The organism is Streptomyces sp. NPDC087845, assembly GCF_044742755.1.
Lineage (GTDB): Bacteria > Actinomycetota > Actinomycetes > Streptomycetales > Streptomycetaceae > Streptomyces.
Genome location: NZ_JBIUVC010000005.1, coordinates 217,048 through 237,017, shown reverse-complemented (window position 1 = coordinate 237,017; position 19,970 = coordinate 217,048). Strand labels below are relative to the sequence as shown.

The 19,970-nt window shown below is 66.4% G+C and carries 18 protein-coding genes; 2 read left to right on the top strand and 16 right to left on the bottom strand.

Annotated features, from left to right (window positions below; genetic code table 11):
- Positions 1 to 6 precede the first annotated feature (6 nt).
- Complete coding sequence (locus ACIOMQ_RS15575; RefSeq protein WP_401755427.1) at positions 7 to 582, top strand: histidine phosphatase family protein; 576 nt, start codon at positions 7 to 9, stop codon at positions 580 to 582.
- A gap of 279 nt (positions 583 to 861) precedes the next feature.
- Here ACIOMQ_RS15575 and ACIOMQ_RS15570 read toward each other — a convergent pair whose 3' ends face one another.
- From ACIOMQ_RS15570 to ACIOMQ_RS15525, 10 genes are all read right to left on the bottom strand, one after another.
- The gene (locus tag ACIOMQ_RS15570; protein WP_402189193.1) at positions 862 to 1,605 is read right to left on the bottom strand and encodes a Clp protease N-terminal domain-containing protein; all 744 of its coding nucleotides are present in this window, start codon (positions 1,603 to 1,605) and stop codon (positions 862 to 864) included.
- A gap of 79 nt (positions 1,606 to 1,684) precedes the next feature.
- The gene (locus ACIOMQ_RS15565) at positions 1,685 to 2,188 is read right to left on the bottom strand and encodes a hypothetical protein (RefSeq protein ID WP_402189191.1); all 504 of its coding nucleotides are present in this window, start codon (positions 2,186 to 2,188) and stop codon (positions 1,685 to 1,687) included.
- 136 nt (positions 2,189 to 2,324) lie between these two features.
- Complete coding sequence (locus ACIOMQ_RS15560) at positions 2,325 to 2,822, bottom strand: peptidylprolyl isomerase (protein ID WP_362205443.1); 498 nt, start codon at positions 2,820 to 2,822, stop codon at positions 2,325 to 2,327.
- A gap of 715 nt (positions 2,823 to 3,537) precedes the next feature.
- On the bottom strand, positions 3,538 to 4,536 hold the full coding sequence (gene gap, locus ACIOMQ_RS15555; protein ID WP_362205785.1) for a type I glyceraldehyde-3-phosphate dehydrogenase: 999 nt from the start codon (positions 4,534 to 4,536) through the stop codon (positions 3,538 to 3,540).
- Positions 4,537 to 4,643: 107 nt separating this feature from the next.
- Positions 4,644 to 5,600: a GlxA family transcriptional regulator gene (locus ACIOMQ_RS15550; protein WP_402189188.1), complete on the bottom strand. Its 957-nt coding sequence runs from the start codon at positions 5,598 to 5,600 to the stop codon at positions 4,644 to 4,646.
- A gap of 648 nt (positions 5,601 to 6,248) precedes the next feature.
- The gene (locus ACIOMQ_RS15545; RefSeq protein ID WP_366108928.1) at positions 6,249 to 7,217 is read right to left on the bottom strand and encodes an S-4TM family putative pore-forming effector; all 969 of its coding nucleotides are present in this window, start codon (positions 7,215 to 7,217) and stop codon (positions 6,249 to 6,251) included.
- Complete coding sequence (locus tag ACIOMQ_RS15540) at positions 7,214 to 8,080, bottom strand: CBASS oligonucleotide cyclase (protein WP_366108929.1); 867 nt, start codon at positions 8,078 to 8,080, stop codon at positions 7,214 to 7,216. The genes ACIOMQ_RS15545 and ACIOMQ_RS15540 overlap by 4 nt, the downstream gene beginning before the upstream one ends.
- Before the next feature lie 24 nt (positions 8,081 to 8,104).
- Positions 8,105 to 8,608, bottom strand: a complete 504-nt coding sequence (locus ACIOMQ_RS15535) for a hypothetical protein (protein ID WP_093821339.1) — start codon at positions 8,606 to 8,608, stop codon at positions 8,105 to 8,107.
- Positions 8,605 to 9,051: a hypothetical protein gene (locus ACIOMQ_RS15530; protein ID WP_366108930.1), complete on the bottom strand. Its 447-nt coding sequence runs from the start codon at positions 9,049 to 9,051 to the stop codon at positions 8,605 to 8,607. Before ACIOMQ_RS15530 ends, ACIOMQ_RS15535 begins: the two co-directional genes overlap by 4 nt.
- Positions 9,052 to 9,070: 19 nt before the next feature.
- On the bottom strand, positions 9,071 to 9,979 hold the full coding sequence (locus ACIOMQ_RS15525; protein ID WP_256074579.1) for an AAA family ATPase: 909 nt from the start codon (positions 9,977 to 9,979) through the stop codon (positions 9,071 to 9,073).
- A 184-nt stretch (positions 9,980 to 10,163) separates the two neighbouring features.
- On the opposite strand from ACIOMQ_RS15525, the gene ACIOMQ_RS15520 reads away from it, so the two are divergent.
- Complete coding sequence (locus ACIOMQ_RS15520) at positions 10,164 to 11,339, top strand: XRE family transcriptional regulator (RefSeq protein ID WP_366108931.1); 1,176 nt, start codon at positions 10,164 to 10,166, stop codon at positions 11,337 to 11,339.
- Between the two features lie 13 nt (positions 11,340 to 11,352).
- Here the strand turns inward: ACIOMQ_RS15520 and ACIOMQ_RS15515 are convergent, their stop codons facing one another.
- The 6 genes from ACIOMQ_RS15515 to ACIOMQ_RS15490 all read right to left on the bottom strand — a co-directional run bounded on the left by ACIOMQ_RS15515 (position 11,353) and on the right by ACIOMQ_RS15490 (position 19,831).
- Complete coding sequence (locus ACIOMQ_RS15515; RefSeq protein ID WP_366108932.1) at positions 11,353 to 12,240, bottom strand: hypothetical protein; 888 nt, start codon at positions 12,238 to 12,240, stop codon at positions 11,353 to 11,355.
- 8 nt (positions 12,241 to 12,248) lie between these two features.
- Positions 12,249 to 13,634, bottom strand: a complete 1,386-nt coding sequence (locus ACIOMQ_RS15510) for an AAA family ATPase (RefSeq protein ID WP_093821347.1) — start codon at positions 13,632 to 13,634, stop codon at positions 12,249 to 12,251.
- 133 nt (positions 13,635 to 13,767) lie between these two features.
- Positions 13,768 to 15,621 carry a TniQ family protein gene (locus ACIOMQ_RS15505; RefSeq protein WP_401755430.1) on the bottom strand — a complete coding sequence of 618 codons (1,854 nt, stop codon included), beginning with the start codon at positions 15,619 to 15,621 and terminating at the stop codon, positions 13,768 to 13,770.
- A 3-nt stretch (positions 15,622 to 15,624) separates the two neighbouring features.
- Positions 15,625 to 16,908 (bottom strand): TniB family NTP-binding protein, encoded by a 1,284-nt coding sequence (locus ACIOMQ_RS15500; protein ID WP_402189181.1) that lies wholly within the window; start codon positions 16,906 to 16,908, stop codon positions 15,625 to 15,627.
- Positions 16,905 to 19,190 (bottom strand): transposase, encoded by a 2,286-nt coding sequence (locus tag ACIOMQ_RS15495; RefSeq protein ID WP_402189303.1) that lies wholly within the window; start codon positions 19,188 to 19,190, stop codon positions 16,905 to 16,907. The genes ACIOMQ_RS15500 and ACIOMQ_RS15495 overlap by 4 nt, the downstream gene beginning before the upstream one ends.
- Entirely contained in the window at positions 19,190 to 19,831 is a 642-nt protein-coding gene (locus ACIOMQ_RS15490) for a TnsA-like heteromeric transposase endonuclease subunit (protein WP_366108936.1), read from the bottom strand. Before ACIOMQ_RS15490 ends, ACIOMQ_RS15495 begins: the two co-directional genes overlap by 1 nt.
- Between the last annotated feature and the right edge of the window lie 139 nt (positions 19,832 to 19,970).

Sequence of the window (19,970 nt, the reverse complement as noted above, 5' to 3'; positions counted from 1 at the left end):
ACCGCCATGACTGTTCGAGTCTCGCTCGTCGCCGCGGCGCGCGGCTCCGCCCTGCTCGCCGAGCGCTTCGACGACGACCGGCCGCTCGACCACGCGGGCTGGCACGAGGTGCAGCTCGCCGCGCACACCCTGGTGCCCCTGGGCGCCGCCGAGCTGCGCTACTGCTCACCGACCCCGCGCAGCCGCGCAACCGGCGAGGCGCTCGGCTACGCTCCGCTCGTCCAGCCCGCCCTGCGCGACTGCGACATGGGCCGCTGGCGCGGCTGCACCCTCGCCGATGTCACGGCCTGCGAACCCGCGGCCGTCGACGCCTGGCTGGCGGACCCGCGCAGCGCCCCGCACGGAGGTGAACCGCTGCTCGCCTTCATCTCGCGGATAGGGGGCTGGCTGGACACCCGCCCCCCGTGCGACGGTTCCATCGTCGCCGTCGCCGAACCGGCGGTCGTCCGGGCCGCCCTCGTCTACGCGCTCAAGGCCCCGCCGTCGACGTACTGGAACGTCGACGTCCGGCCGCTGTCCACGGTCACGCTCGCCGGTGGGCCGGGCCGTTGGAGCCTGCGGCTCGAAGCCGGGGCCCGCTGACCGCCGCATCTCCGTGGACGCCGTGTCTTGCCGCCCGCCCGGCCGTCGGTGCGCTGCGCACCGCCCGAGTATCACCGGTCGAGTCCGGGGCCGGCGGCCACCGGGCCGGTACCGGTCCCGCGTGCACCGGACGACCGCCGCGTGCACCGGACGACCGCCGCCGGACCGGGGGCGGAGCACCCCTCGCACCGCCCTCCTGCCCGCGCGAACGGCACCGGCCCCGCCTCGACGGGGGGCGACCGGCGCGGGTCCCCGCCGCGTCCGTCCCGGCCGGGTCGGTCAGGCCTTCTCGTCCAGAGAGGCGGTCAGGAGCGTGAGGGCTTCGGCGATGCCCTGCTCGGCGGTCGCCTTGTCGATGCCGAGGTCCGTCAGCACCCCCGAGCCGTCCTCCTGCTCCAGCAGGGCGAGCAGGATGTGCTCGGTGCCGATGTAGTTGTGGCCCATCCGCAGGGCCTCCCGGAACGTCAGCTCCAGCGCCTTGCGCGCCCCCGCGTCGTAAGGGGTGAGCTCCGGCAGTTCGTCGGCCGCGGCCGGGAGCGCGTCCGTCGCGGCCCGGCGCACGGCCTCCGCCGTGATGCCCTGGGCCTTGACGAACGCGAAGCCCAGCCCCTCCGGCTCGCTGAGCAGCCCCAGCACCAGGTGCTCGGTGCGTACTTCGTCGTTGTGTGCGGCGCGGGCCTCGTTCTGCGCGGCCATCACCACGTTCCTGGCGCGCTCGGTGAAGCGGCTGAACCCCTGACTGGGGTCGAGGGCCGCGAGGTCGCCGGGGTTCTTGGCGACGAACCGCTTCTGGGCCGCCTGCCTGGTCACCCCCATGCTCTTCCCGATCTCCGACCAGGAGGCGCCCGAGCGCCGCGCCTGGTCCACGAAGTGCCCGATCAGATGATCGGCCACATCACCGAGGTGGTCCGCCGCGATGACCGCGTCGGAGAGCTGGTCCAGGGCGTCGGTGTGGACCTTCTTGATGGCCTCGATCAGGTCGTCGAGGCGTACGGGATGGGTCATGCCTAGAGGATTCGCCATGCGTCAACCGTAGGTTGACAGTGCCGTGTCGTCAACCCGTGGTTGACAGTAGATGTGCGGGGGTCGGGCCGTCGCGGGATCAGCGGAGTCCCGTACAGAAGACGCATCCCTCCCAGTGGGCCGGCACGCACAGGACGCGGTGCCGTACGCACGAGGCCGTCACGGCCGCCTCCGGGCCGGGGAAGGAGGGACCGCCGACTCGCCGCGCGGTGTCGGGGGCCGGGGCGAACGCCTCGAACATCTCCCGGTACTGCCGCAGATACTCCTCGGCGAAGGGCGGCCCGTAATCCAGCTCGTCCCACCGGTGCCTGCGCAGCGCGAGATCGAGCACCCGCAGGACGAAGCCCTTCGCCGCGGCCCCTTCGTACGGGGTGCGGCCCCAGTCGACGTCCTCCAGATCGAACCCGACCGCCCCGCGCCCCATGACGTTCTGGTCCTGCAAGGCCAGCAGTGCGGCGAACCGGTGGTCCCGGGCGCTTTCGGCGAGATCCGAGACGGCGAGCATCAGCACGTCGACGAAGACGGCCGTGCCCCCGTTGGACATGGACAGACTGCGGCCGCCGCCGCTGAACACGTTCCCCATCCCGGCACGGTATCGAGCGGATCCGTGCTCCCGGCCGGCCGGTCGCGGTCCGCCCTCCGCCCGTCCGGTACGACGGAGCGCGCCGCCCGACGGAGACCGTCGGGCGGCGCGCTCGTGCAGCGATGCGGTCTGCGGCTCAGACGGTGCCGCTGTCCGCGATGGTGATCTTCGCCGAGGGGCGGCCGCTCTGCGAACCCAGGGCCTCGATCTTCTTGACCAGGTCCATGCTCTCCTGGTCGGCGACCTCGCCGAACACCACGTGCTTGCCGTCCAGCCACGACGTCACGATGGTCGTGACGAAGAACTGGGAGCCGTTGGAGTTGGGGCCGCTGTTGGCCATGGACAGAAGGCCCGGCTTGGTGTGCGAGAGCTTGAAGTTCTCGTCCGGGAACTTCGCCCCGTAGATGCTCTTGCCGCCGGTGCCGTCGCCGCGGGTGAAGTCGCCGCCCTGGAGCATGAAGTCGGGGATGATCCGGTGGAAGGACGAACCCTTGTAGCCGAAGCCCTGCTCGCCGGTCGCCAGCGCGCGGAAGTTCTCCGCGGTCTTGGGGACGACGTCGTCGAACAGCTTGAAAGTGATCCGCCCGGCGGGCTGGTCGTCGATGGTGATGTCGAAGTAAACGTTGCTCGTCATGGGACCATCCTGACATCGACACCGCCGGAGCCGACGCGCGGGCAGGGTGCGGAGCCCGTCGGCGCGGATGGTGGCCACGCGTTCGGTGACCTGCTGGGGGGTGAGCCGCAAGGCCGGGTGGCCGGGGTGCCGGGTGCGCGCCGGGAAGCGCTCGGCCGCGAGAGCGGCGTCACGGACCCGGTGGACCTCGGTCAAGAGCCCGGCGAGGTCCCGGAGGCGGCCCCCGCGAGGCCCCTGCGAGGCCCCGGGGGTGGCCGGGGGCGGTGTCGCGATGCCACCGGTTGTCGAGCACGGCCCGGCCGGCGCTCGCTGCCCGGGCGAACTGATGGTGTCGCTCGCTCGGTCTGTCGCGCCGGGCGCGGCCACCGCCCCCGAGCGGGCCGTACGGGGACTCCGGGATCGCGTCCTTGCCGATCACCGGGAGAGCAAGGCGCCTGGCCGGGCTTCGGACCAGGGTGTTCTTTCCGCTGCCCGGTGGGCCCGAGACGATCACGGACGCGGCGTTCTTCACGGGGCTCGGCGTCCCGACGCCGTCGAATGCGAGCCATTGCCGATGTCCGGTCGGGCCGGCTCAAGCGCTCGCGGACCGGCTCGGCGGCTCGGCGGCTCGGTCGCGGTGGAGTGTGCTCCAGTTGGCCCAACTGGCCAACTGGAGAGCTCACAGGAGCTACCGGGCGACGCGGTCGCCGGAGGTGGGGCAGGTCCCCGGCGTCGGTCAGCTGGTGGCGAGGAGATCGAGCGTATCGATCACGCGGTTCGAGAAGCCCCACTCGTTGTCGTACCAGGCGACCACCTTGACATGGCGGCCGTCGACGCGGGTGAGGGCCGAGTCGAAGATCGACGAGGCCGGATTGCCCGTGATGTCGGACGACACGAGCGGGTCGTCCGAGTACTCGAGGATGCCGGCGAGCGGCCCCTCCGCCGCGGCGTGGTACGCCGCCAGCACGTCCTCGCGCGTCACGTCGCGAGCGACGGTCGTGTTGAGTTCGACGATCGAACCCACCGGAACCGGCACGCGGATCGAGTCGCCCGACAGCCTGCCGTCGAGGTTCGGCAGCACGAGGCCGATCGCCTTGGCGGCGCCCGTTGTGGTCGGCACGATGTTGACCGCGGCGGCGCGGGCGCGGCGGGCGTCGCGGTGCGGACCGTCCTGCAGGTTCTGCTCCTGTGTGTAGGCGTGCACCGTCGTCATGAAACCGTGCTCGATGCCGGCAAGATCGTCGAGCACCGCGGCCAGCGGCGCGAGCGCGTTGGTCGTGCACGAGGCGTTCGAGACAATCGTGTGCACCGCCGGGTCGTACGCGTCGCTGTTGACGCCGAACGCGAGCGTGACATCGGCGCCGTCCGCCGGCGCGCTGATGAGTACCCTTTTCGCGCCCGCGTCGATGTGGGCGCGGGCGGCCGTGGCCGACGTGAAGCGGCCGGTCGCCTCAAGCACGATGTCGACACCGAGCTCGGCCCATGGCAGCTGCGCCGGTTCACGCTCGGCGAGCACGGTGATGCGACGGCCGTCGACGACGAGGGCGTCCCCGTCGACATTCACCGGGCGGCCGAGCCGGCCCGCCGTCGTGTCGTAGGCGAGCAGCCGCGCGAGGGTGGCGGGCTCCGTGAGGTCGTTGACGGCGACGACCTCAAGGTCGCTGTCGCGTTCGAGCAGCGCGCGCAGCACATTGCGTCCGATGCGGCCGAATCCGTTGATGGCGATGCGAGTCATGAGTGGTGTCCCTTCGGGTTCGCCCTCAGGTTCGCGTGCAGCGTCCGCCGGTGACAGCGGCGTGATCGCCACGGTCCGAAAGGATCGCGCCACGTGGTGGTGGCGGGCTACTCGCCCTGGGCGAAGGTGCGGCGGTACTCGCCCGGCGTGGTGCCGAGGATGCGACGGAAGTGCAGCCGCAGATTCGTACTGGTGCCGAGACCGACGTCGGCGGCGATCTGCTCGACGCTCCGCTGCGAACGCTCGAGCAGTTCGCGGGCCACGTCGATGCGGGCGCGCATGACCCACTGCATCGGCGTGTACCCCGTGTCCTCGACGAAGCGTCGCGAGAACGTGCGCGGCGACACCGCCGCATGCCGGGCGAGCGCCTCAAGGGTGAGGGCCTCGCCGAGCCGGTGCAGCGCCCACTCCCGGGTGGCGGCGAACCGCTCGCCGAGCGGCTCCGGCACGCTGCGCGGCACGTACTGCGCCTGACCGCCGCTGCGGTAGGGGGCCGCTACCAGGCGCCTGGCCGCGTGGTTCGACGCGGCCACCCCGAGATCGCCGCGCAGAATGTGCAGGCACAGGTCGATGCCCGAGGCGGCGCCGGCCGATGTCAGCACGCTGCCCTCGTCGACGAACAGCACGTTCTCGTCGACCTGAACGAGCGGATGCTTCGCCGCGAGCGCCCGCGTGTAATGCCAGTGCGTTGTGGCGCGCTTGCCGTCGAGCAGGCCCGTGGCGGCGAGCGCGAAGGCGCCCGTCGAGATGGCGGCGAGCCGCGCGCCCCGATCGTGGGCGCCGATCAGCGCATCAACGACGGCCTGCGGCGGGTCGTCGTGGTCCGGGAACCGGTAGCCGGGGACGAAGACGATGTCGGCCCACTCAAGTGCGTGGAGGCCGTGGGCGACGTAGTACGACAGGCCGTCGCCGCCGGTCACGAGGCCGGATTCCGCGCCGCACACCCGCACCTCGTACGGCATGCTCGCGCGGGTCGTGAAAACCTGCGCGGGAATTCCGACATCGAGCGGCTTCGCACCCTCGAGCACAAGGACGGCAACGCGATGCAGGCGGGAGGCTGGCACAGGAAAGAGGTTACGTGGGGGGCGTGACTTCGATACGCCCACTGCGTGGACCGGGCGGATGACACCGGCCGGACCGTCTTCCACGTTGCAGTCCACCGCCCGTCCCACCCCTCGCCCCACCTCCACCGATCCGACCGAATCCGCGATCAAGGGGGACCCCTGACCTCCGGGTCTCCAGGCCACCGGCAGCACCCTGGCGGGCCAAGTCGGCCGCGCACGGGCCGACTCAGTCGTCTAGGGCCTCTCGTTTGGATCATGCCGGGCTCGCGGGGTCCGGCACGCACGCTCGCCGCGTTGTCGTCGGTCGCCGACGCTCCTTCCCCGAGCTCTCGGCTCCGCTAGAGCAGGGGAGGCCCCATCCGACTCCCTCCTCCGCCTTGCGATCGCACGCACCGGACCCCGCTCCCTGATCCGGCCCGATCCAAACGAAAGACCCTAGTCTCGGACGTGTGACCGAGAGCTTTAGTTGGCGAATCATGGTCTGGGACGCACAGGTCAAGAGTGCGTGGAGAATTCTGGTTGGCAGATCTTGAGAGAGATAGTTGGCAAATCATGGCTGTGGGCGCTCACTATGCGTGATCGCTGGGGTGAGGTGGTGCCACGTTTGCGGCAGTCGCTGGGCGGGTTTGGCGTATCCCGCCGAGCGCCCTACGGGGGCGGGGGTGTGATTTGGGCGAGGCGGACGCGGTGGCGTTCTGCGGTGTCGCCGAAGTCGCGTTCGTCGTCGTCACGGAAGCGTTTGTAGAACCACTCGGGTACTCGGGTGATGTCCAGGCGGGTGCGGAGAACGCCGTCCTGCACATCCCGTGCAACGTCCCGAAGGCGGTGCCATTCGTCGTCGGGGACGGGGCCGGGATGTCCGTTGTCTAGCTCGGTGTTGACGACCTTGGTGAGTCGGTCGCGCTCGTCGGCCACCTTGCGTTGGCCGGACCAGATCTCGTAAGCGATCTGGTAGGCCGCCAGAGAGGGGACGAAGAAGCTAAGGAGAGTGTCGCCCAGCGTGGCGTCCGCGATCACCAACCCGGCGACGAAGCCGATAGCGGCCCACAGCATCACGAGGGTGGCGAGGAGGTGGCTGTAGCGGCGGCGGAGGCGGGCGTCCCAGGCAAGGTTCTGTTCCTGGGCGATGAAAATGTCGTAGGGGTGATGGACCTCGTGGGTGGGGTCGTACCAACCGTCAGTGATGCGCTTGTCCTTCGCACCACCTCGGGGGAGCTTGCGCGCGAGACGGCGGACGTCGGGTTCGGGGATGGGATCGCCTGCAACGGTGGAGCGCCACGGCAAGTGGAACAAGGCGACGTCGAACATCTCTTGGAGCAGGGCGCCCTGGCGGGCAGTGTTCCCGGCGAGGCCCTTGAGCAGGAACGCGGAGACGACGAACCAGAAGAACCCGACGATCGAGACGGCTGTCCGGCCGTGGCCGACCAGCGTGATCAGGACACCGGCGGCGGCGAGCAGAACGGCGGCGGTGACACGCACGGCTTCGAGGAACTGGCCGCGTTGGTGGCTTGCCGACGCGGCGCGCTGAAGGAGCAGCATGTCGTCGTCGAGCTGCCGCTCATGGATGGCCCGGGATGGGATCCCGCGGACGCCGCCGGGTTCGGTGGAGAGGTTCATGGCCTGGTCATCCTGTTCCCGAACAGCTGCTTCCACTCGTCGTAGGCGGCGCGCTCCTGGCCCTCGTCCTCCAGGTCGACCGCCCGCTCTGCGATGGTTCGAGCCCGGTTGAGTACGTTGGCCGCAGCGAGTTTCTGGGTCGCGTTCATGACGGCGTTGACGTCACCGCCAAGGCCGGCGGGGTCGGGCCACTCGTCACCGATGCGTTCGGCGGCAGTGGCCAGGAACAGCACGATCTCATCCTGGTAGCGCCCGATCGGCGGCTTCACCAGCGACTGGGCCATAACTTCCAGCAGGAAGGAGGGCGACACGGGCTCGCCGAGTTCGCGGTTGATGCCCTTGACCATCTTGACGAAGGGCACGTACTTGCCGCCGCAGTCGGCATTCTTGTCGATGCTCAGCTCGTGGTGGCGCTTGGGGTTGGTCGCGATCCAGTCGCCCGCCGAGGGGTTGGGGATGTAGTAGCCGCCCTCGTCTCGTTTGAAGGCGGGGACTACGTCGATCGACATGACCTCGTCGTCGGGGCCGTAGGGGATGACGACGGCCATGCCGTCGCGGGCGGCGGAGCTCCACTTCTGACGAAGCAAGGTCTCCAGGGCGTTGATCACTTGGGTGGGGGCCTGATCGCGGAAGCCGGCTTGGGAGCCGTCGGCGTCGAGGACCACGAAGATGTCGATGTCCTTGAGCTTCTTCGTCTTGGTGTCGCGACGGTAGCTGCCGGTGAGGAAGTCGTCGGCGAGGTCCCAGTGCGACCGGACGAAAACGCGGATGGCCTCGTGCCGTGTCTTTGCCAGGCTCTGCTCCGTCTGGGTGATCTCCAGGTTGCCCTTGAGCTTGGTGAAGGCGTCATCGATGTAACCCATAGCGGTGTCTTCCTGCTCGTGATCTCAGCTGTGGTAGTACCGCATGCCGGTCGAGGCGTGCGGGGCGGAGCCGAGGGTGCCGAAGGTGATGCCGCGCAGGCCGTCGGTGCTTGCCCGCTGGCCGGGGCCCCACCCTGGTTGCGGGCTGCGGGGCCCGTTGAAGGTGCAGAACAGCCGGTAGGTGGTTCCTGCGGGCACTTGGTCGAACTTGGCCCGGAACCGGGCGGCTCGGGCACGGGAGGCGGTGAACTCGGCATTGCCGTCGCCGGCGGTGGTGTAGGACACCGGGAACTCGATCACCGGTGCCACGGCGCCCGAGGGCTGGTGGCACTCCAGGACGACCGTGTCGAGGGAGCCCTCTTCGATCCACGCTTTGATCGCGTCCTCGTTCTGCACCCAGTCGCTACGGAACCGATCCATGTTGATCCCCAGATCAGCGAGGATGTCGGTGATGGTGCCGAGGATGACGTCCGTCAGGTGCGTAGCGGTGTGGGTCCGCGTGTAGCTGTAGGTGTACGTAGAGGTCATCGCTGGATCAGCGCCCGGCGCAGAGCTTCACGGTCGATCAGCGGACCCGAGCCGGCAGCCTTTGCCTCCAAAGCAGGCGGGACAGAATCGGACAACCGGGCGTGACTGTCGGCAACTGCCTTCACCTGGTCCTGAAGTGGGGCCGGGGATGGCAGGTGGATCGTGAAATCGTCGGCGCCCGCCGCGCCGGGTACGGGGCTGAGGTTCTCCTCCAACGTCAGCGCCGCCGTGCCGCACACCGTCGTGATCTCGCAATGCACCTTGCCGGCCACCAAGGTGATCGGGTGCTGCTGCAGGTGCCCTGCCGCGATCAGCATCCGCCCGACTGCCTCGGCGGCCGACATCGCCTGCACCGCCTCGTCACGGGACAGCACGGAGGACTGCGCCACGGTGTCCGCCACGAGGTCCGAAATCACCGCCCAGGTTCCGCTGGCGCTGCGCACGGGGGAGGCCGCCACCTGCCTAGCGCGCCGCACGGGACACCTCCGGCTGGCCCGTCTCTGCGACGGCGTTGTGCACCGCGGCGGCCAAGTCGCCTTCCGTGAGGCTGCCGGGGTCCAGCACCGTATCTAGTCGCTGAGCCAGGGCTTCGAAGACCACCTTGCGTGTACGGCGGCCGTCCAGTCCGTGAGCTGCCTCGGCGATGCGCTCTATCCCCGAGGAGCGCGCAAGCTCACCCAAGGCGGGGTACTTGTCGGCCAGCATCAGCAGCGTGGAGGCCAGGATCTTCCGCAGCGCCTCCGGCTCGGGAAGCGGGACGAGGATGGCGGCGTCGGAGCGGGAGAGGAACGCCTCGTCCAGAGCGGTGGTGAAGTTGCTGGTCGCGACGAAGAACAGGTGCGGGTGCTCGGCGGCGTTGAGATCCAAGGCAGTGAGCACCGCGTCCGTGGCGCGGTGGACGTCGGCCGGGTTGGCGGCCAGCGACGCCGCCGAGCGGGCCACCGCCATCGACTCGACCTCGTCGAGAATCACCACGGTCGGCACGCCATCCGACGCGAGGCCCGGCACGTACTCGCCGAGCAGCTCGCTGACCCGCTGCTGCGACTGCCCGTGCTCGGCGCTCATTAGCCCGTGCGGGTTGATCTCGATCCGCCGGACCGCGCCTCCACCGACGTAGCGGGCGACCTGCGCCGGCAGACCCCGCGCCAGGGTCGTCTTGCCGGTACCAGGAGGACCGTAGAGCGTGCACAGGCCGTGCAGCGCCGTCACCGCAAATGGCAGGTCAGGCCGCACAAGCAGCGACAACACGGTTTGGTTGCGCAACCGCTCCTTGATCCCCTCCGGCACCACGATGGCGTCCCACAAGGCGACCTCCGCCGAGTCGGCGGTGATCACCTCATCCGATAGCACGCACTCCTGAACTTTCAGCACCTCAGCTCCGTCCCCCCACCAGTGGCGGGTCACCTCAGATCTGGACATCATCTTCCGCGCGCTAGGTAGAATACATGTCGAGGCGGCGATGTGACTGGACACACACTTCCCTCGGACGTGTCCGGCTGGAGCTCAGCGATTTGACCGATCAGTAACCAAGGTGTGCCTAAGATGCGAGCGGAGCATGCAAGATCAAGAAGCGTCTGCTGATCAGCGGACGTTGACTGGCCGGGAGGCGAGCGACGTGAACGACCCACAACTGGACCCCGGCGACATCGCAGCCCTGTTCGATCGCGCCCGGCTGCGAATGGCCCGTGAATTGCGGGGGCTCACCCAGGTGCAACTGGCCAGAGAAGTGGGCTCCGTCACCGCAGCCTCGATCAGCCAGTTCGAGAACGGGCATACCAAGCCCGCCACATCGACGCTTCGCCGGCTTGCGGTCGCCTTGCGGGTGCCGCCATCGTTCTTCGCAGCCCCAGCCCGCCCTCCTGCTCAGGGTCAGGTAAACGGGTTCTTCCGCAGCCTTCGATCGACCTTCCCCCGAGATCGCCAACAAGCGCTTGCGTACGTTCACCTCGCACGAGAACTCACGCTTGAGCTCGAAAAATACGTCGCGCTTCCCGACCTTAATCTGCCGCGCATTCCAATCAACGAACAGCAGCCTCTTCAATCCGCCGACATCGAACAAGCGGCAGCGCAGATCCGTGATCACTGGAATGTCCCGCGCGGCCCCGTACAAGACGTCGTGCGCCTGATGGAAATCAACGGCGTTGTCGTCGTTCGCTTCCGTGTCAGCATTGAAAAAGTTGATGCATTCTGTGTCGACTTCCCTGACAGGCCTATTGTCGCCCTCGGGTCCGACAAGGGACTGCGTGACCGCTCCCGCTTCGATGCGGCCCATGAGCTAGGGCACCTGGTCTTGCACGGCCTCACCGGGAAAATCGGCGATAAAGTCACCGAGAGTCAAGCCCACGAGTTCGCTGCTGCGTTCCTCATGCCAGCTAACGACATTAAAACCGAACTTCCGGAACATCTCGATTGGCCCGCACTTCTTCGCTTGAAAGCGAAGTGGCAAGTTTCGCTAGCAGCTCTCCTGGTTAGGGCGAAAACGCTCGGCGTTATGAGCGAACACACCTATGCGCAAGCATGGAAAGCTTTGTCTGTCCGAGGATGGAGGAAAGTCGAGCCAGGCCCTCTTGGGAATCCAGAAGTTCCCGTTCTCTTGCAACGCGCACTAGAACTCATGGAGACAACCGGGGTCTCATTCGCTGATTTCATCAATCGTTCCGGACTTCCGGAACTCGATGTTCGAACCCTACTCACCCGGGATATCAGCGAACGACCCCGCGTGGAATTCTGACCGGCCCCCTCAGCTATTCGGTATGCGAGTTTCGGGAGAGGGTGAAGGCATCCGTCCAGACGGCTACCCCTTCACTGCTAGCCCAGCGCATGCAATCATGGTAGATGCTCGTCTGCTCGAACGCGTGACGGCTAAACGCGGCTCTAGCGGAACGTTCGATGACGTCATGTCCTGCTTTGACTGCCCATCGCCATTTTGCGACGAGTGAGAATGCCTTGGCCAGATCGTGGCCAGAGCAGTACTGCTCCCTCTCCGTGACGCGTGCGAGTTCTGCCTGCAAAAGGGCGAGTAGCCCGGGATGGTCTTCGGGCTCCTTGCCTGCGCGTTTGCAGGCGAGTGTGATCAATGCGGTGAGGTCGACGCTGCCGGCGTTGTTCCTTGCCACCTCGATCAACGGGAAATCCCGCAAATTCAGCGCCAGCCCGTCACGCTGAGAAATGAAGCGCAGGAGCCCAACTGGAAGCGCCAGGTGGACACAGGCGGCGTTGATGTCCTCCTGGGTGCAACCAGCGGCGCCATGCCGAAAGCTCAGGTCAGTGCAGTAGCTGGCCGCGAGTGCTTCGTACACGTGCGGGGCGAAGAAGATGCAGGAGTCCAAGTCGTAGAAGTCGGTGTAGATCACTGTGTGGTGGTCCATACCGTTCTCCAACATCCCTACCCAGTCACGGTCAAGGATGGCGTAGACGGCTGCGAGCTGGTCGCTGTTGTGGACCCTCGCGAGGGCTCCCTGGGCTCTTTTCTTACCTAGCGCAGGAACCGTGGTGAAATTATCGGCATTTATGAAACGATCGAAGACTGCGCAGTCTGCGGAGCCTTCGACGAGTATGAACGCGCGTGTGTCATTGGCGCGGAGCATGATCAGTTCAGCGTAGAGGTCGTCTGCATCGAGGTCGTTGAACACCTTGTCTGCTACTCCGCGTCCGGGCCAAGCATGACCATACGATCCGCCCACTTTCCAGCGATCTGAGGGGAATGAGTGGCGACGATAGTTCGGAATTTCACCAGAGACGCGATCTTGCGGAGGTCCGTGATAAATCCCTTTTGCCAGGACACGTGAAGGGAGATCTCCGGTTCATCGATTAGCACGAGAGCACCCAAAGGAACGTTGAACAGGAGGTCGTAGACCAGCACCAGTTCGTGCTGCTCTCCTGAAGAAAGAGAAGCTAGTTCGAGTTCCTGCCCGTCGTCGCTGACCAGTCGGAAGCCGCGTTCGCGGTCGATCTCGAGATGTTTGAAGAGGAGCCGGCTGTTGAGGATTTCACGCAGTCGGGAAACTCGGTCGAGGGTGTCCTGAAACGTCGCCAGTTTTGCTTCAGTGTCGCGGAGATAGGTCCACAGCACCGCGCGCTGCCAGTCTTCCATGCGTTCGGGGATCTCGATTACGCTAGAACGATCGTCGACGAGGGAGATGTCGCCAAGCTGGCGTCGCAGCTCATTCTGAGCGTCGTAGCGCTCTCGGATCGCCTGCTCGCTCACGTCGACTGCAGGGTTCTCCAGAAGGCGTTGCGGATAAGTACGGTCCAGCTCCTGCGAAGTTCGTGAATTCTCCGCCAGTTCCTTCGCCAGTCTGCGGGCCAGGTCCTGAGCGAACTCCTCGACTTTCGTCAGTGTGGGCCGCTGCCTCCGCCCAGACCGGTCCTCCGGCGCTGACAGGCCAAGCAGGCGGTGGGTGTCAATGGAATGAACCACGATGCTCGTCAGGTACTCACGCATCTCTGTCGGCATGAGCTCGCTCAGCGTGTCTCTGAGCGCATCAGGTAGATCGTCTCCCCACTGTGCCAGCAGGTCTAGCACAGCGACTTCATCGCCACCATGCACCAGCTGGTTGCGTAGCAACCTTTGGTTGCGGGAGAGCAGTTCAGCGCGACTTGATTCAAGACGCATGAATGCGCGCCGGGCTTCCGCTCGCCCTTCGGGGAGCTTAGGCGACCACGTGATATGAGTTTGGCTGGGTCCTTCAATACGGAAGAACAGAGATGCTGGAGCGGTCCTGCTTTCGGCGCTTGGGGCGACTTGGCCCCTTTCGTTCATGTTCTCCAGGCCGGATTTTTCGACAACGAGATGCGAACCATCGCTGAAGGACATCTGAAAAGTCCGGAACGGAACGCGCGCGATCTTGGTGAAGTCTACCGGCCATGACATAGCGCTGATGAGGTCGAGAAGCATCGTCTTGCCCACACCATTAGGCCCGTGGACGATTACGAACTCGTCGGTGGCTGGGAAGTCGACCGTGTGCGTGAACCTGCCGAGCAGGCCAGTGACGTTCACTTGAGTGAGCGCGCGAGTGCTGTCCATCAGCCGTCCCTCCAGTGTCTGGTTCCCAACGCGGGCGGAGTGATGGTATCGCCGGTCCGCAGTTCATCGGCAGCAGCCACCACAGCTCCCAGGCCAGATGGTGCAGACAGCCACACCCGCTGACCCCGCGGGGTCACGCCTTGGCTCCGCGGGTGACGCTGGCAGTCATGTCGATGTCCCGCGAGAGTCGCTCAGCGTACTTGGTGAGGTTTTGACGCAGGTCAGCGTAGTGGCGCATCGGATCAGGGCGGGCGAACTGAAACCAGGTTGTATTTCGACGCTTGGCCCATTGCTGCTGGACTGTGGCAGGTTGGGCGGCCTCCAGCGGGTGTGGAGCGAATACGTGCTCGCCCTGTGTGACGAGAGTCCAGACGTAGATAGATGCCGTTTGTCGCTTGCGGTCGCCGAAGTCGACATGGGTGGAATAGGGGGACCGAGGGAGATCGCTGATGAGCGTATCCCAGTCATCTACGCTGAGAACCCAATCGTTCAGTGCTTTTCGCCTGTGTCGGTAGTCAGTTGGCGGTCGACGTGGAGTTTGCAGTTCTGTGGCCAGAGCACGGAGAGCTTTGTCGAACTCAACGGGGTCGCATCCGGCCCGCAGCCAGCGCCGGGCATCGCCGCGCGCCGCGAAGTGTGCCTGGGCGGATGTGATCCCGAGGAATGACGCTGCCTCGTCCTGGGAGCCGCCCATGGCCCACTGGACGAGGCGGACGGCGGCTGTTCTTCGCACGGTCTTGGACGCGGATCCTGCGCAACTGGCGAGATGACGCTGGTACCAGTCCGGCTCTAGGAATGCCGGGATGTGCTCGGCACGGTAGACGGTTTGCAGCGGTGCTCGAACGCCTTGGGGACCGTTGACTCGGCGAAAAGAGCGGGTGACGGGCTCGCTGGCCTGTCGGAGTCGCTCGGAACAGGCGTCCTCGTGCCGGTCGAAGACGAGAGCCCAAGGCGTGCGGCTCGGACGGTCCTTGAAGGCGGCAATGACGAAGTCAGAGAGTATTTCGGGGAGATCTTCTCTCGAAAGTAGGCGGTCTGCGGCCATCAGGAGAGCTCCGCAGGCAATGGCATCACGCGGTGGCGCGTCGCGGACCCGTTGGTATTGGCCCTTGCCTGTATCACCATGCAGTGTCCGGGAGTACACGTCGATCCGCTCAGCGGCGTCGGTGTCGAAGAGGTGCCATCCCTGCGGCCAGGTGGTGCTGATTAACGCGGCAGTAAGTCGGAGGTCGGTGAAGTACTCGGACGCGTCCGTTGCCGAAGCCGGCGCGGTCAGGCGGTCAAGGAGGGTCTGCTGGAAGCGGAGAGTGTCCGCTGACGGTTGTGGCTGGGCAGTGGCGGGCTGGGTAAACGGCTGGTCGAGTCGACCGCCGCAGGCGCGGGACTTCCTCTTCTGTGTCTGGGCGTCGATAGTCCATCGGCATTGCGCTGGATGCAGAGTGTGATCGTTGGCCCGCTGGATCAAATGGCTTGGTGTGTCGTGGGGCTGGCCACAGCTTGGGCAGTCGGCTTCCAGGTAGGTCCGATGCTTGATACAGGTGAAGACGACAGGTAGGTGCCAGAGCTTGTGCCAGGGACCGCCGTGTACTTGTTGGGCTGGAGTGCCGTCACCCGCCAGGCAGGAGGGACAGAACCGGGGCGAGCCGACGAAGAGCCATGCGTCGAGCCTCGTCTGATGTCCCAGGCCGGGCGTGGACCGGGCGATCGGCGGGTACCGGTCCCGCCACTGTGCCAGCGTCAGTGCCGAGACTTCCTCAACTGTCTGCCGCGTCAGGTGGGCGAATGCTTCGGCCTGCTGCCTAGGGAGGTCCAGCAGCAGGGTGCTCGGGACGTGATGCGTGTGAGCGCGCTCGGCCGAGGTCGCCGCACGGATCAGATCCAGAGGCGGAAGGCTGAGGCGGTGTCCAAGCCGAAGCAGGTAGCTGACCATGGATTCCCCTGATAGTGGTTCAAGGCTCCTGGGCAGCGGGTCGGTGGTTCGTCTCATCTGTCACCCCGCCGCTTCGGCCTGAGGGCCGGGGTCATCGAAAACGGTGTTACGGGACCGCTTCGCCCGCGGGCTCTTTCTCTTGGTGGTCGATAGGTCGACCGGGGTCACTGGCTCGTCAGGCGGCTGCTCGGGCTCGTCCCGACGGAGCACGATCTCGTCCAGCAGGTTTTCGTCGATCAGTTCTTTCCCGGACTCCATGGCCTCATAAGCGCCGTCCTCCAGCAGGCGTCCCAGCAGGCCGACGACACCACCGGTGCGACGCATCAGGTACTCCGGCATTGCTCCGCCTGTGAGCATGCCCTCCTTCGCGTTCAAGAGCCGCAGATGCCGCTCGATGCCCGCCAAGTGGTCGACGAATGCCTGGATCTGCTTCGGTGTGGTGTAGCGGAAACGGTCGATTTCGATGAGCTCGAAGCGGTGTTCTGTTTGAGTGATCTCCAGGCCGTGGATGCGGGTCGATTCCAGCTGCGGCATCTCCCATTGCCGGGTCTTCTTGTTCCACTTGGCCTCGCGCAGCAGCCCGATACCGGAGATGTTGACGCCGATCAGAATCAGGGTGACGTCCAGGCTCATGAACGCCCGGATCAGGTCAAGTACGTCCTGGTCATCGGCTCTGTGCATCCGCAGCCGACTGATGTCGTCCAAAATCAGCACTTTGACGCCATGGTCGTGGATGGAGTCGGCGACCTGTCGTACCAGTTCCGGCAGTCCGGCCGCCTTGCGGATCGGGGCACGGAAGAAGCCCAGGATTGACGCGCAAAGACTCTTTGGGGTCGCTGTCACCGGGGTCGAGACGTACACGACCGGCGCGTGGAGATCACGCGTGCCTGGCAAGGACCCGGGGTTGAGACTGCCGTGCAGTTTCAACCACTGGTCTTCGAAGACGGCCCCGGCGGCGCAGACGGAAGCAGTCTTGCCGTAGTTGCCCCAACCGCCGACCATTACGCCGGCGCGCGTTGGGTCATCCTTTTTCCTTGTGTTGCCGCTCAACCGGCGTCGGATCAGCTTGCCGACCTTGTCGTGCATGGAAGTGACCTGTAGCGGCAGGTTCGCGTTCGTCAGCTCGCGGTAGAGGTCGTAGTCGTACTGACGGCTGGCGGGGATCCTTGACCACTGTTGCGACGAGATCGCCGGAGCTGGGACAAGCAGGCCGCAGTGGGCGCGGTAGTGCTGCCAGCCGACGTAGGTGTCGCGGGGAGGGTGGCTGCTCAGGATCAACTCGGCGATCCCGGCTCGTGAAGGCAGGCCCTCCAGTAGAGCGTCACGAGAGGGAGCTCGGGTCATGCGTCTTCCTCCCGCCCAGTCGTATCGGCCTCCGAGCCATCAGGTGGTGGAAGTCGGAACATGGGGCGCCGGTTGAGGGCCTCGTTCAGTGTTGCCGGGGCGACTGGCTTGGTGTCGGCCAAAGCTTCTTCACGTCGTCGGCGGCGATCGGCATCCACGGCGCGGTCTATCGTGCGGGCGTGCTCAGCCCACGCTGCAGGCAATTCGGCTGGAGACGGCTCCTCTGCGGGGGCCGGTCCGGGGGCGCGGTCGACCGCCGCAGCCTGTGCGCGGGTGATCTCACGGGCCTGGGCGACGCGCCGCTTCTTCCCGGCCTTCCTCTTGGCCTGGCTGGGCCATTGGTCGACGGGAGTGACCGAGCCGAGGATCTCCAACAGATGCTCCAAGAGCTCGCTCTCGGAGTGGATCCTGATGCGGTTCGCCTTCACGTGTGACAGGAGGTCGTTAGCGGTCTTGTCCGAGAAGGCGGGGACCTCGCCTTCGGGCGGCAGTCCTCGCCAACGCAGGATATGCCAGGTCTCGTGGTCGGTCGGGTCCTGGAAAAACGTCTGTCGGCGGTCCCTTCGGTCACTACGAACCACCCATTGCCCCGCGTGTTTGCCGCCTCGGGAGGAGGGCTGCAGGAAGCGCGGCTCGTCCAGGGCCGGGTGGTGATACCAGAGCCCGAGGATCTTCACTCCGCGTCGCGGATGGATCTTCACGTGGTGCTTGCGCAAGACCTTGTAGTAGAAGCCCGGCTCGGGAAAGTCCAAATCGAAGCCGCCCTGTTCCATCGCCGCGACGAACAGGGTGTTGGGGCTGTGATCTTCCCCGGGCGCCCAGCTTGGAGCGTATTCGCCTAGTTTTCTGTTCTGCCAGATCTGGACGATCCAGGTTGCGATGACGTGCTCGGCTTGTGTGAGCGTGAGGCTCGCGTCCCGTTCTGGGTCGGCTCCGCGATCCGCGACGTCGCCACCGGTGAAGCCCAGCAGGTGCTCGAAGAGCATGGTCTGGATGGTGTGGAACTGGCGCTCGACCGCATACTTGTCGGTCTGACGCAGGACGCGGGCGGGCAAGATCCGGCAGCCGATCTCCCGTTCGGCTTCCACCAGGTCGTGGTTCTTGTAGGGGCCGCCGTGGTCGGTGGTCACCGTCTCCGGAGCAAAGAACGGCAGAGCGGCGACCTTGTGCCCGGTGAACTCGGCGATCACGTCGGCCGGGACTCCGGCGTAGGGCCATTCCATGTCCTCGCCCCAGCCATCTCGCATCGGCAGCGGCAGCATCACGTCCCGCAGCAGCATCGCGATGTCGACCGAGGTGTCGGACTGCAGCGTGAGACGGAAGGCCGGCAGCCCATGCGTGTAGAGATCGAGTGCGAGGGTCAGTGTCGCGGTGATCGCATCGCCGAACACCGTCTCGCGCAGCTTCACCGGCATCGGGGTCGAGTCCAGCACCAGAACCTGGCCCGGCCGATGGACCACCATCCGGCCGGAAACCCCGGCCTCCGCGGCGGCTTCGGCTGTGCGCCCGTAGCGCGGCCGGGCCCCGCCAGGCCCGAACCACTCCTCCCAGACGGCCGCGAACGTCCAGCGGGAAGGGATCTTCTCGGTGGGAAACGTCGGGAACCGTTCACTCATGTACTGGTGCATCAACCGGTGCCTGGCAGCCAGACTCACGCGGGCGCGTTCGCCACATTCGGCCTTGACAGCGAAAATCGCCTCCCGGACCTCCTTCGTGATACTCCGGTGGCCGCTGCGTCGCCGTGTCCAGCGCCCGTCCGCGCAGGCCATCAGGAGACTGTCGCCCGCCAGTCCCGACAGACGTACCAGCGTCCGGTAGCTGAGGTGCTGCAGACCGCACCGGATCGCCTCCAGACGGGGCATCGCCTCTATCTCCGCAGCCTTCGCGTACCGACGCTGGGTCAGCGTCGTGCGGTCCGGGTCGTAGGCCGGACGGGGCTCACCCGGCAGGGCTCGAGCCGGGTGGCCCTCCCGGAACCCCGTTTCAACTTCCAGTACGTGCGCAGCCCGCAGCCGGGCCCGCTCCAACTGGTCCTTGGTCAGGTCTGCCAGTGTCCTCGGCTGCCGGGCGGCCGACGACGGGCGCCTCGCCTCGACTGTCCGAAGAAGCCGCAGGTCAGCATGGTTGATGAGCCAGCGGAACGAGCGAGTCTCCGCACGACCGTCGTCATCCACGAGGACGAGCCGGCCGAGTTGGCCGTGAACGTCTTCAACCGTCCACTCGACGCCATTGAGCGCGAGCCGCCTTCCCGGCGCGATCTGCAAGAACCCCCTCGCTGCCATCACAGCGCCCAGATCAGCGAGCTGTCGCGCAAAGGACTGCCCAGGTCAACGCCGAGCTCGCGTTGCCACAGCAGCCGGACGATGTTCGCCCGGCCAACAGAAGGCACGCTGGTCGCGTCCGCCAGCTCGAAGAACGTCATCGCACGCCCCTGCTGCCCGCTGATAGTGGTGAGCAGCTGCTCGCGCATGCCGAGCAGGTCCCTTGTCGGCCGCCGACGGGAGGATAGGTGATCAAGGACGCTCCAGACATGTGGTCGCCAGCCCGCGACCACTGAGTACCGCCAGCCACAGGCGGCCGCCACTTCCCTGGCTGCCGCGAACTTCAGCGCGTCCTCTTCCTTGATCAGCTCCATCGGGCGGACGTCCAGGAGCCACATCCCGCCGCCGATCACAGCCAGAAAGTCCGGGATGTGCCAGGCATGACCGCTCACATGCTCGAAGTCCAGCCGGAACGGCTGCGACAGCACCTCCGATGCCCTCAGGAAGTCCAGCGCGACCAGCAGGCGCACCTCCTCCAACGACTCGAAGCCGTGCTGTCGGCCTGTTGAAGCCATCACCTCAAGCCCGGGGCGATGCCGTTGCTTCGCCCGCCACGTGAACCCCCGCAGCGGGCGGGACGACAGCAGCGGTACGTGAGACATATCCCGGATTGGCCAACAGACCTTGCCGTCACCCACCTGCCATGTCGAGCTCCACCGACGTACCCAGTCATCGCTGAGCCTCAGCCGATCCCGCAGCCCTGCGTCCCCGTCGTACGCCAGGACAAGCTGATCTAGATGA

Coding starts and splice junctions, on each gene's coding strand:
- ACIOMQ_RS15575 (WP_401755427.1), top strand. CDS start 7: ATGACTGTTCGAGTCTCGCTCGTCGCCGCGGCGCGCGGCTCCGCCCTG.
- ACIOMQ_RS15570 (WP_402189193.1), bottom strand. CDS start 1,605: ATGGCGAATCCTCTAGGCATGACCCATCCCGTACGCCTCGACGACCTG.
- ACIOMQ_RS15565 (WP_402189191.1), bottom strand. CDS start 2,188: ATGGGGAACGTGTTCAGCGGCGGCGGCCGCAGTCTGTCCATGTCCAAC.
- ACIOMQ_RS15560 (WP_362205443.1), bottom strand. CDS start 2,822: ATGACGAGCAACGTTTACTTCGACATCACCATCGACGACCAGCCCGCC.
- gap (WP_362205785.1), bottom strand. CDS start 4,536: ATGACTCGCATCGCCATCAACGGATTCGGCCGCATCGGACGCAATGTG.
- ACIOMQ_RS15545 (WP_366108928.1), bottom strand. CDS start 7,217: ATGAACCTCTCCACCGAACCCGGCGGCGTCCGCGGGATCCCATCCCGG.
- ACIOMQ_RS15540 (WP_366108929.1), bottom strand. CDS start 8,080: ATGGGTTACATCGATGACGCCTTCACCAAGCTCAAGGGCAACCTGGAG.
- ACIOMQ_RS15535 (WP_093821339.1), bottom strand. CDS start 8,608: ATGACCTCTACGTACACCTACAGCTACACGCGGACCCACACCGCTACG.
- ACIOMQ_RS15520 (WP_366108931.1), top strand. CDS start 10,164: ATGCAAGATCAAGAAGCGTCTGCTGATCAGCGGACGTTGACTGGCCGG.
- ACIOMQ_RS15510 (WP_093821347.1), bottom strand. CDS start 13,634: ATGGACAGCACTCGCGCGCTCACTCAAGTGAACGTCACTGGCCTGCTC.
- ACIOMQ_RS15505 (WP_401755430.1), bottom strand. CDS start 15,621: ATGAGACGAACCACCGACCCGCTGCCCAGGAGCCTTGAACCACTATCA.
- ACIOMQ_RS15500 (WP_402189181.1), bottom strand. CDS start 16,908: ATGACCCGAGCTCCCTCTCGTGACGCTCTACTGGAGGGCCTGCCTTCA.
- ACIOMQ_RS15495 (WP_402189303.1), bottom strand. CDS start 19,190: ATGGCAGCGAGGGGGTTCTTGCAGATCGCGCCGGGAAGGCGGCTCGCG.
- ACIOMQ_RS15490 (WP_366108936.1), bottom strand. CDS start 19,831: ATGTCTCACGTACCGCTGCTGTCGTCCCGCCCGCTGCGGGGGTTCACG.